A 10168-nucleotide genomic window follows, 5' to 3' on the forward strand; every position below is an offset into this window, starting at 1 on the left:
GGGCGGCAGTGCGCCGCCCCGCCCGGACCACCCGGGCATCACTTCCAGTTGAGGCCCTTGCCGAGGGTGTACGGCTCGCCCCAGTACTCGGCGCCCGCCACCTTGGAGGCCTCCGGGGACATCGCCACCGCACAGGACGTGGCGGACTGGCCGTTGGTGAAGCCCTTGGGCAGCGACTCGCTCTTGCACTTGGGGAAGGAGCCGATGACCATCAGCTCCTGCGCCTCGGTGCCGTCCGCCAGCAGGCCCTTCATGTGGTTGACGCTGGTGTAGGACAGGTCGGTGCTGCCGGCGTTGGTGACCTTGTAGTGGATGTAGTACGGCACCAGCCCCTTGGCCTTGTCGCCCAGGTTGAGCGAGGTGAGGTCGGCCGGGTCGCCCTTCTCGATCGAGGTGACCGCGAGCGCGATGGTGCCCTTGGTGCTGCCCGAGCTGAACGGGATGGTGGCGGCGTCGCCGAGCTTCAGGGTGGTCCCGGCCGCCGGGGCGCTGCCGGCCGGCGCGGGCGCGGCGGCCGTACCGGAGGCGGTGCCGCCCGCCGGGACGGAGGCGCTGCCGCCCGTCGGGACGGAGGCCGAACCGGAGGCGGCCGGGGTGGTGGCCGCGGCGCTCGGCGAGGCGGCCTGGGTGGCGGGCGCGCCGGTCGCCGGCGGGGTCGTCGCGGTGTCGGACGACGAGGCGTCGTCGTTGCAGGCGGTCAGGGTGAGCGCGCCGACAGCGGCCAGCGAGGCCAGGGCCAGGGCGTGGCGACTGCTGCGGATGGGCTTCACGTGTGGATCCCCCGTGGTTGCGGACCCCCGGTGCCGGCGGTCCTCCTGAGGGACGTTCATAGCGCAGCGCGAACGATCGGGACCATGGGTTCGGCGCCGCTTTGACACGCTCGTGACGAGTCCCAGGCGCGGCTGTGACAAGGGATATCGACTCGTGATCCGCCGCACCGGTCCGGGAGGCGCCCTATGAGGTGGCGCCGAGCACCAGCTCGTTGTACGTGGCGACGGTGGTGAAGCCGAGCCGCTCGTACAGCCGGATCGCCGGGGCGTTGTCGGTGCGGACGTTCAGGCCCAGGTGGTCGGTGCTCGCGGCCAGCCGGCGGCAGAGCGCGGTGACGCAGGCCCGGGCGAGGCCGCGGCCGCGGGCGTCGGGGTGGGTGGTGACGTTGCCGAGCACGGCGACCCGCTGGGCGGGCGAGTGGACGTGCACTCCGGCGACGGCCAGCAGCCGGCCGTTCTCGCGGATGCCGACGTAGCCGCCGCCGGCCAGCATCCGGGGGTCGAACCAGGAGTCGGGGTAGGACTCGGCGAGCAGGGCTCGGACGCCGTCGACGTCGGCGGGGCCCAACGGCCGGGTCTCGTGCGTGTCCTCGGCCGGGAGTTCCGCCGTGAGGAGCATCCGCAGCAGCGGCGTCCGGCGCTCGACCGCGTAGTCGGGTGCGAGCGCCCGCTCGGCGCCGTCCGGCAGCCCGGCCGTGAACCGGCGGGGGAGGAAGGGGCGGAGGTCGCGCAGCAGCGCCTCCAGCGGGGGGAGGTCGGCGGGCCGGGCGAAGGCGAGCAGGACGGGGGTGTCGCCGCCGCTGTAGAGCAGTGCGACCGGTCCGTGCCCGGCGTCGGGAGCGGCGGTGTACCAGGTGGTGTTGGGCCAGAGGGTGTCGTCCAGGTCGCCGAGCTCGAAGAGGTGCAGCGCCGGATCGGTGTGGAAGCGGGCGGCGAGCGCGGCGCGGTCGTGCAGGCTGATGAGGGGCACGCGGACGAGGATAGGCCCGGTCCGCTCGACGTCGAGGAGCGGACCGGGCCCGGTGGTTCGTCAGCCCAGCAGCCAGCGCTGGGCCGGGTCGCCGGTGTTGCAGGAGGTCACCCCGGTGGCCTGGCCGCCGCCGTTGGAGGTGAGGCACTGCCCGGTGGCCGCGCTGATGATCATGTACCAGCCGCGGTCGTTGTCCGTCAGCAGCCACTTCTGGTTGGCCGGCATCCAGTCGCCGGTCGGCCGGTTGAGGCCGTCCAGCCCGCCGGGGGTGTCCCAGAGGCGGACCGCGCCCGAGCCGGTGTCGAGGTCGATGACCTTGCCCTGCCCGTGCGAGATCGCCGTGGTGCCGTCGCAGTACTTCCAGAACGACCAGGTCTGCGCGGGCGACTGGTTGGCCGGATAGATGATGATCGGCTGACCGTTGACCTCGACGTTGTGGTACAGGTCGAGCGCGCCGGCCCCGGAGCCGTTGTTCACGGCCGTCATGCCCCCCACGGACGGCGACAGGTCGCAGGCGCCGGCCTGCGCCGCCTGTGCGGCGGGCGCGCCCGCCACGACCGCCCCCGCGACGGCCGCGACGGTCCCGACCGAGGCGAGGAGCCTGCGGGTACGGGTGATGGTGCTCATCGGGTTTCTCCTTCTGGTGAGGTGGGTGTGCCGTGTGCCCGGCGTCAGCCGCGCGGGACCGCGAGCGCGGCCCACTGCTTGGGGCCGGGGACGCCGTCGGCGTCCGCGCCCGAGTCGCCGAGCTTGTGCTGCCAGTTGCGGAAGGACTCGCGGTCGGCGCCGGACCACTCGGGCCCGGGGCCCTCGGCGTAGGCGGAGCAGCCCTCGGCGACGAGGCGCTCTCCCATCCGGGTGATGACGTCGCTGTTCTGGCCGTCGTGGAAGAAGTCGGCGCCGGGGAAGGGCTCGTAGCCGCCGCCGCCGCCGCCGTCGCCGCCGGCCGCCGGGGCGGTGCCGGACGGCGCGCCGCCGGCGGGGCTGTCGTCGGCGGACGCCTCCTGCCCGAAGTAGAGCGCCCCGGAGCGGTCCTTCCACTGCGGATCGGCGAGGACGACGCCCTCGGCGAAGTCCGGGATGCCGTAGCCGTGGACCCAGTCCGAGTGGCGCTCACGGGTCTTGAGGTAGACGCCGTCGCCCTCGGAGCTTCCCCCGTCGTTGGTGTTGCCCTCGACGGTGGTGATGGTGGAGCTGGTGTAGGCGACGCAGATGCCGGTGTGGCTGCCGCCGCCGGGCCCGAAGAAGACCTGGCCGCCGATCACCGGGTACTCGGTGAAGCGGTCGCGCTCCTTGAACCAGGCGACGCCCTCCGCGCAGGAGGCGCTCACCGGGAAGAGCCCGCCGTTGCCGGACTGCTCGGCGCACCAGGCGACGAAGGTGGCGCACCAGGCCTCGCCCTGGGACCACTCCAGGCCGGCGACGGCGGGGGAGAACTTCTGGATGTTGTTCCAGTGCCCGCCGCTGCGGCCCTCGTGGTAGCCGACCTCGTCTCGGGCGATGCGGATCAGGTCCGCCGCGTTCGAGGACATGGGTATGGACTCCTTGTTGCTGGAAGGGTGCCGGTCGGGGTCTCAGGCCTTGCCGAAGGTCTGCACGTAGCGGCCCCAGTTGCCGCGCTGGCGGGGCGCGTAGCCGATGCCGATGAAGTTGTAGTCGGGGTTGAGGATGTTCACCCGGTGGCCCGGGCTGTTCATCCACATCTGCATCGCCTCCGGCACGCTGTTGCTCGGGGTGACGTTCTCGGCGGAGGCCCGCGAGGAGAAGCCGGCGGCCGCGATGCGGTCCCAGGGGGTGCTGCCGTCGGTGCCGTTGTGCTGGGTGAGGTCGTGCGAGGCCATGTCGTTGGCGTGGCGCTGGGCGGCCGCGCTGAGGCGGTCGTCCAGGCGCACCGGCGGGGCGCCGACCCGGCCGCGCTCGGCGTTGACGGAGTTCAGCATCTCGGTGCGGAAGTCACCGCCGCCGCCGGGCTGCGGCTGGGGCTGGGGCTGCGGCTGGGGCTGCTGCTGGCCGCCGCTGCCGGCGCCCCCGGCCGGGACGAGCTGCCAGCGCTGCGCCGGGTTGCCGTCGTCCTGCTTGGCCAGGGTGAGGGGCGAGCCGGGGGCGGCGGCGGTGAGGAAGAGCATGCCGTCGTTGGTGCGGGTGGTGCGGATGCGCACCCAGTCGTTGTCGAGGGGCTCGAAGCACCAGTGCTGGTTGGGCTGGTTGTGCTCGTTGTAGAGCCAGGTCTGGCCGATGGAGTAGTTGAAGTCCATGACCATGGCCTGGCCGCCTGCGTGCCGCCCGGTGGTCAGCAGGGTCTCCAGGAGGAAGCTGCCGTTCTCCTTGGCCCAGAAGGTCCAGCCCTGGGCGGTGGTGCCGTTGGGGCCCCAGGACTGGATGGCGGTGCCGGCGGTGGTCTGGCTGGAGCGGAGGTCGGCGACGGTTCCGTTGGCGGACTTGAGCGTCCAGTTCTGACCGTGCTGGGGGAGCGTGGGCATGGTTGCGCCTCTCGTCTGTGGTGTCGCCCCGGGCCGCGACCGCTGCGGCCGGGGGCCTGACGAGAGAGACGTTCCGGCATCGCGGTAGACGGTCGGTCAACGCGCGTAGTGCACCTTCGCGTTGATGCCGCGTCTACCGCTCCAGCAGCCCCCTGACCTGCTCGGATTCCTCCTTGAGCCCCAGCCGCTCGTACACCTCCAGGGCGTCCGTCAGACAGGCCCGGGCCTGGCGCGGGCGGCCGAGTCCGGTGAGCGCGGTGCCGAGGGTGCGCAGCAGGGCGGCCTCCAGGGCGGCGCTGGTGCGGCGGGCGAGCGGGAGGACGGCCTCGGCGGCGTCGACGGCGAGCAGCCAGCGGCCGGCCTCGGCGTGGATGCGGGCGGCGAGGTCCCCGGCCGCGGCGGCGAAGACGGTGACCTGGAGGGCGGCGAACTCCTCGCGGGCGCCGACGGCGTGGGCGAGCGCCGCCTCCGGGTCGCCGCACAGCCGCAGTACCCGGGCGAGGTAGTAGCGGCCGGTCGCGGCGGAGACCGGGCCGGAGTCGCTCATCAGGCGGGCGCAGCGTTCGGCGGCGTCGCGGGCCTCGTCGAGGCGTCCGGTCTGGGCCGCGCTGAAGGCGAACTCGCCGAGCGCGCTGCCCTCGGAGCGTCCGGCGTCCAGGCGGCGGAACAGCCCCGCGGCGCGGCCGGCGTGTTCGGCGGCCTCGGCGTAGCGGCCGTGGACGCGGGCGTTGCCGCCGAGGGTGAGCAGGGCCTTGGCGAGGACCCGCTCGGTGCCGGTGGCGGTGCAGATGTCGACGACCCGGCGGATCTCCTCCGCGGACTCGGCGTAGCGGTTGACGTGCCAGAGCATGGAGCCGCGCACGTACCGGGCGAGGGCGTGCGGGCCGTGGTCGCCGCGGGCCTCGGCTTCACCGGCGAGGCGTTCGGCGAGGTCGGCGATGACGGTGGTCTGGGTGCGTTCGGCGAGCACCGAGCTCATCCGGTCGGCGAGTTCGGCGGCGCGGTCGAGCGGCACGGCCGGGTCGGCGCAGCTCAGGGCGATGACGGCGGCGTGCACCTCGGCCTGCTCGCGCATCCAGCGCACGGCTTGCGCGCCGTCGGCGACCGGTCGGCCGGGGTGGGACACGGCCGCGTCGAGCAGGCTGAGCTCGACCGGGTCGGGCCTGCGGGCGGCGAGGTCGGCGTTGCGGGCGCTGGCGAGGCAGAAGTCGAGCAGCCGGTCGGTGGCGGCGGTGCTCTCGGCGGCACCGTCCTCCTCGGCGAGCCGACCGCGGGCGTAGGCACGGACGAGGTCGTGGAACCCGTAGCGGCCGAAGCGCGGGGAGTGCAGGAGGTTGAGGTCGACGAGGGTTTCGAGCAGCTCTCCGGTCTCGGCCTCGGTGCGGTCGAGCAGGGCGGCGGCGCAGGGCAGCGGGACGTCGGGGGCGTCGGGCAGGGAGAGCAGCCGGAAGGCGCGGGCGAGTTCGGCGTCGAGGCGGCGGTAGGAGAGCGCGAAGCTGGCTTCGACGGTCCGTTCGCCGTCGCTGAGTTCGACCAGCCGGTGCTCGCGGCGAAGCCCTTCGGTGAGCGCGGCCAGGGTGAGCGAGGGGTCGGCGGCGAGCCGGGAGGCGACGATGCGGACGGCGAGCGGCAGCAGCCCGCACGCCCGGACGACCTGCTCGGCGGCCCCGGGCTCGGCGGCGACGCGTTCGGCGCCGACGATCAGGGTGAACAGCTCCAGCGCCTGCTCGGGCGGCAGGGTGTCCAGGCGCAGCTGGTGGGCCCCGGCGAGGCCGGTCAGCCGGTGGCGGCTGGTGACGAGGACCGCGCACCCGGGTGAGCCGGGCAGCAGCGGTTCGACGTGGCCGGTGGTGGCGGCGTTGTCGAGGACGACCAGGACGCGCCGCCCGGACAGGGCCGAGCGGTAGAGCGCGCTGCGTTCGCCGGTGTCCGGAGGGATCTCGCCCGGGTCGACGCCGAGGTCCCGCAGGAAGCCGGCGAGCACCGTGCCGGGGTCGGGCGGGGTGCGGTCGGCGCCGCGCAGGTCGGCGAAGAGCTGTCCGTCGGGGAAGCGGTCGCGGACCCGGCGGGCCACGTGCACGGCGAGGGTGGTCTTGCCGACGCCGCCCATGCCGTCCAGGGCGGAGACCACGACGGCCCGGCCGCCGGCGCCGGCGAGGCGGTCGGCGAGGGTCTCGGCCTCCTCGGTGCGGCCGGTGAAGTCGGGCAGGCCGGACGGGAGCTGGTCGGGCGCCTGCCAGCTGTCGGTCTCGGTGGCGGCCGGTTCGGTCGGGCCGGCGGTGGTGTTCGCGGGCAGCAGGGAGGCGTCCTCGCGCAGGATGCGCAGCTGGAGCCCGGCCGGTCCGTCCTCGCCCGGCGGGAGCCAGGCGCGGGCGTCCTCGTACACGGCGAGCGCCTCGGCCTTGCGCCCGGCCTGGTAGAGGGCGCGCATCAGGACGGCGGTGAGCCGGGGGCGGCCGGGGTGCTCCAGGGCGAGGGCGGCCGCCGCGGCGGTGAGGTCGGTGCGGTCGCCGAGGTCGGCGTCCAGCTCCAGTTCCGTCTCCTTGGCCGAGACCCGCTGTTCGGTCAGGCGGGCGCGGACGGCCTCGGCGTGCGGCCCGGGAAGCCCGGCCAGTGCCTCGCCGACCCACATCCGGTGGGCGCGGCGCAGCACCTCCCGGACCTCCTGCGGCGGCGCGTCCGCGTCGCGCAGCCGTCGGGCCTCGGCCAGCAGGGCGTCCCACTCGGCCGAGTCCAGCTCGGCCCCGGCCGCCTTGAACGCGTAGCCGTCGCCGACCCGGACCAGCGGCATCCGCTCCGGGTCGTCCCCGGCGTACGGCCGGAACGCGGCGCGCAGCCGGGAGACGGCGAGCTGGACGGCCTTGCGCGGGTCGGCCGGTGCGGCGCCGCCCCACACCCCCTCGACCAGCACCGGGACGGCCACCGTCCGCCCGGCCGCGCCCAGCAGGACGGCGAGCACGGCCCGCTGCTGCGGCCTGCCCAGTTCCAGTTCCTGCTCCCCGTACCAGGCCCGCAGCGGTCCCAGCAGTCCGAACCGCAGTCCGGACCCCCCGATGTCACCCATGTCCCGTCCCCGAAAGTCGTTCTGTGCCGGGATCCCGCCAGTTCCGGCCGGACGGCGGGGCCCCCATACCCCGGCGGCCTATTCTCTGTCACAGATTGTGTACCGGATCGACGTCTTCGAGGGGTGGGCGGTGGGGCTCGATTTCAGCCTGCTGGGTCCGCTGCGGGCCCGGTGCGACGGCCGTGAGCTCGACCTCGGCCGGCCGCAGCAGCGGGCCGTGCTGGCGGCGCTGCTGATCCCGCCGGGGCAGCTGGTGTCCACGGATCGGCTGGTCGAGGACCTGTGGGGGGCGGACGACACCCGCTGGCCGAAGGATCCGGTCGGGCAGATCGGCACGCACATCCACCGCCTGCGGCGTGCTCTGGGCACGCCCGGGCTGCTGGTCGGGACCGCGGGCGGCTACCGGCTGGAGGCGCCGCGCACGGCGGTGGACCTCTTCCGTTACGAGGGCGCGGTGGCCGAGGCCATTGCGCTGCGTCACCAGGATCCGTTGCGGGCGCGCGAGTCGCTGGCGCGGGCACTGGGTTCCTGGGAGGGGCGGCGCGCCCTGGACGGGGTGCCCGGGGCGCTCGCCGAGCGGGTCCGGGAGCGGCTCGCGGCGGGGCGGTTCGCGGCGGTGAAGGCACTGCTCGGCCTGGACCTGGCGCTCGGCCGGCACGCCGAGGCGCTGGATCCGCTGGCCGGGCTGGCGGCTTCGTACCCGCAGGACGAGGAGGTGCACCGGCTGCACCTGCTGGCGCTGCACCGCTGCGGGCGTACGGCGGAGGCGCTGGCGGGGTACGAGGCGCTGCGGGAGCGGTTGGACGGGGAGCTCGGGCTCGAACCCGCCCCGGCGCTGGTCGAGCTGGCGGAGCAGATCCGGCGCGGCGAGACCCCGGTGCTGCTGCGGCGGTTGCCGAGGCCGTGTCAGCTGCCGCCGGACATTCCGGACCTGGTCGGGCGGGCGGCGCAGGTGCGGGAGGCGGAGCGGGCGCTGCGGGCGGGCGGCACGCCGGTGCTGGGGCTGTCGGGCCCGGCGGGCTGCGGCGCGTCGGCGCTGGCGGTGCATGTCGCCCACGCCGTCCAGGACGCCTTCCCGGACGGGCAGCTGTACGCGAGCGGCGGCGGCTCGGGCGCGGTGCTGGCCGGCTTCCTGCGGGCGTTGGGGGATCGCGCGGACTCCTCGGCCGGCCTCGACGAGCTGGCCGCGCGCTACCGCACGGCACTCACCGGGCGTCGGGTGCTGGTGCTGCTCGACGGGGTGGCCGAGCCGGGGCCGCTGCTGCCGGCTGCGCCCGGCTGCGCCGCGGTGGTGGCGGGCGCGGAGCCGGGCGCGTTGCCCGAGGACGCCGTGCGGCTGGCGGTGGGACCGCTGGAGCCGCACGACGCCTACGAGCTGCTGGCCCGGATCGTCGGCGCGGAGCGGGTCCGGCGGGAGCCGGAGGCGGTGGCCGAGGTGGCCGCGCTCTGCGGCCACCTGCCGGTCCTGCTGCGGACCGCGGCGGAGCGGCTGGCCGCCCGGCCCCGGTGGACGGTGGCCGACCTGGTCAGCTGGCTCGCGCTCCGGGGGGACGGGCCGGGGAGGACTCAGTAGAGGTCGGAGGAGAAGAAGACCGAGCCCGGGCCGGAGAAGGGGCCGCGCTCGGAGGAGTGGGCGAGCCGGGGGATGATGCCGCCGCCCCAGTAGACGCCGGAGGTGCCGCCGGCGGTGACGGTCAGCTTGGCGTGCGGGTGTCCGGCGGTGCCGGACGACCAGCAGGCCGCGCCGTTGGCGGAGTAGACCACGAAGTTGCCGTCGACCTGCATGACGGCCTTGTAGCCGCAGCCGACGGTGTTGCTGGCCATCTTGACGGTGGTGCCGAACTGGTAGACGACGAAGTTGCCGTCGGGCTGCATGATCATCCTGGTGGAGCCGGACTCGATGTACCAGCCCGGGTACAGCGGCTCGTCGTCCCAGATCGAGACGTGGTCGCCGGCCCGGTCGATCGCCGCCTCCGCGGTGCCGGTGGAGGCCACGGCCCCGGCCAGCGCGAGCGCGGTGGTGGCGGTGGCCAGGGCGATCTGCCGGAGGGCCTTCATCGTCTTCATGTCCCCGTGTACCTCGTGGTTCTCTCGTGCGATCGCGCCGCCAGGTCCTCGGGGCGCGGTGTGGCACGAGCTTGGGGGAGGGCGGTAGACAAACGATGAACGCCGACGTTGATCGGCGTCCGGCGGTGTGGGGCGGGGAGGAGCCGGGCAGGGGCGTTTGGCTTGGGCCCGGAGTAGGAGTACTGTCTCCTAGTCGCCTGACAGGGAGCACCGGACACGCAGCCGCGCGGACGGTCCCGGGGTGGCCAATCCTCTGAAACACCACTTCCCGGTTCGGGCCGGGTCGCTTCGCCTGTGTGCGTCGTGGCCTGGTGCTTATTCGGCGTGCTCGTTTTATTGGGTTGCGGTCGGATTCGCTTTTCGGAGCGGGGATCGGCTAGAGTTTGAAACGTCGGACAGGGCGTCAAGCCCCGGAAGACACCGGCGAGTTGGATGAACGAAGCCCCGGAAACGGAGCGGAAAACATCTGATAAGCTGGAAACACGAAAGAACGAAGCCCGGAGGGTCCGCTGGAAGGCGGTCCGAAGGAAGCGTCCGTTCCTTGAGAACTCAACAGCGTGCCAAAAGTCAACGCCAGATATGTTGACATCCCCGGCCTCAGGTTTCCTGGGGTTGGAGATTCCTTTTGAAACAAACACTAGCGAGGACGCAGTGCGCGGGGCCGCCCTATTCCGGTGGTTGCCGTGCCGCTCAACGCGGGTGTCGACCCGATTACGGGTATACATTCACGGAGAGTTTGATCCTGGCTCAGGACGAACGCTGGCGGCGTGCTTAACACATGCAAGTCGAACGGTGAAGCCCTTCGGGGTGGATCAGT

The 10168-nt window shown here is 74.0% G+C and carries 8 protein-coding genes and 1 rRNA gene; 2 read left to right on the forward strand and 7 right to left on the reverse strand.

The window, feature by feature from the left end:
* Nucleotides 1-38: 38 nt before the first annotated feature.
* The 6 genes from ACFWJ4_RS02540 to ACFWJ4_RS02565 form a co-directional block, all read right to left on the reverse strand.
* A complete protein-coding gene (locus tag ACFWJ4_RS02540) occupies nucleotides 39-770 on the reverse strand; it encodes a hypothetical protein (protein WP_380538461.1) in 732 nt (243 codons plus the stop codon).
* Nucleotides 771-954: 184 nt separating this feature from the next.
* Nucleotides 955-1740 (reverse strand): GNAT family N-acetyltransferase, encoded by a 786-nt coding sequence (locus tag ACFWJ4_RS02545; protein ID WP_380538463.1) that lies wholly within the window; start codon nucleotides 1738-1740, stop codon nucleotides 955-957.
* A gap of 60 nt (nucleotides 1741-1800) precedes the next feature.
* Nucleotides 1801-2367, reverse strand: coding sequence for an RICIN domain-containing protein (locus ACFWJ4_RS02550; protein WP_380538465.1), 567 nt, complete (start codon nucleotides 2365-2367; stop codon nucleotides 1801-1803).
* 44 nt (nucleotides 2368-2411) lie between these two features.
* Nucleotides 2412-3272 (reverse strand): peptidoglycan-binding protein, encoded by an 861-nt coding sequence (locus ACFWJ4_RS02555; protein ID WP_380538467.1) that lies wholly within the window; start codon nucleotides 3270-3272, stop codon nucleotides 2412-2414.
* Nucleotides 3273-3314: 42 nt separating this feature from the next.
* On the reverse strand, nucleotides 3315-4220 hold the full coding sequence (locus ACFWJ4_RS02560) for a CAP domain-containing protein (protein ID WP_359902310.1): 906 nt from the start codon (nucleotides 4218-4220) through the stop codon (nucleotides 3315-3317).
* Between the two features lie 133 nt (nucleotides 4221-4353).
* A complete protein-coding gene (locus ACFWJ4_RS02565) occupies nucleotides 4354-7284 on the reverse strand; it encodes a BTAD domain-containing putative transcriptional regulator (protein ID WP_380538469.1) in 2931 nt (976 codons plus the stop codon).
* A 97-nt stretch (nucleotides 7285-7381) separates the two neighbouring features.
* Between ACFWJ4_RS02565 and ACFWJ4_RS02570 the strand changes: the two genes are divergently transcribed.
* Complete coding sequence (locus ACFWJ4_RS02570; protein WP_380538471.1) at nucleotides 7382-8857, forward strand: BTAD domain-containing putative transcriptional regulator; 1476 nt, start codon at nucleotides 7382-7384, stop codon at nucleotides 8855-8857.
* On the opposite strand, the gene ACFWJ4_RS02575 is transcribed toward ACFWJ4_RS02570, so the two are convergent.
* Nucleotides 8851-9351: a hypothetical protein gene (locus ACFWJ4_RS02575; RefSeq protein ID WP_380538473.1), complete on the reverse strand. Its 501-nt coding sequence runs from the start codon at nucleotides 9349-9351 to the stop codon at nucleotides 8851-8853. The two genes, ACFWJ4_RS02570 and ACFWJ4_RS02575, sit on opposite strands and share 7 nt — an antisense overlap.
* Nucleotides 9352-10075: 724 nt before the next feature.
* Between ACFWJ4_RS02575 and ACFWJ4_RS02580 the strand changes: the two genes are divergently transcribed.
* Nucleotides 10076-10168, forward strand: a 16S ribosomal RNA gene (locus tag ACFWJ4_RS02580); the annotation flags it as partial.

It is taken from the genome of Kitasatospora sp. NPDC127067 (assembly GCF_042724755.1).
Lineage (GTDB): Bacteria > Actinomycetota > Actinomycetes > Streptomycetales > Streptomycetaceae > Kitasatospora > Kitasatospora lactacystinica.

Excerpts from the sequence above, each read along its gene's own strand:
- ACFWJ4_RS02550 (WP_380538465.1), bottom strand. The coding sequence starts at position 2,367 with ATGAGCACCATCACCCGTACCCGCAGGCTCCTCGCCTCGGTCGGGACC.
- ACFWJ4_RS02575 (WP_380538473.1), bottom strand. The coding sequence starts at position 9,351 with ATGAAGACGATGAAGGCCCTCCGGCAGATCGCCCTGGCCACCGCCACC.
- ACFWJ4_RS02555 (WP_380538467.1), bottom strand. The coding sequence starts at position 3,272 with ATGTCCTCGAACGCGGCGGACCTGATCCGCATCGCCCGAGACGAGGTC.
- ACFWJ4_RS02560 (WP_359902310.1), bottom strand. The coding sequence starts at position 4,220 with ATGCCCACGCTCCCCCAGCACGGTCAGAACTGGACGCTCAAGTCCGCC.
- ACFWJ4_RS02565 (WP_380538469.1), bottom strand. The coding sequence starts at position 7,284 with ATGGGTGACATCGGGGGGTCCGGACTGCGGTTCGGACTGCTGGGACCG.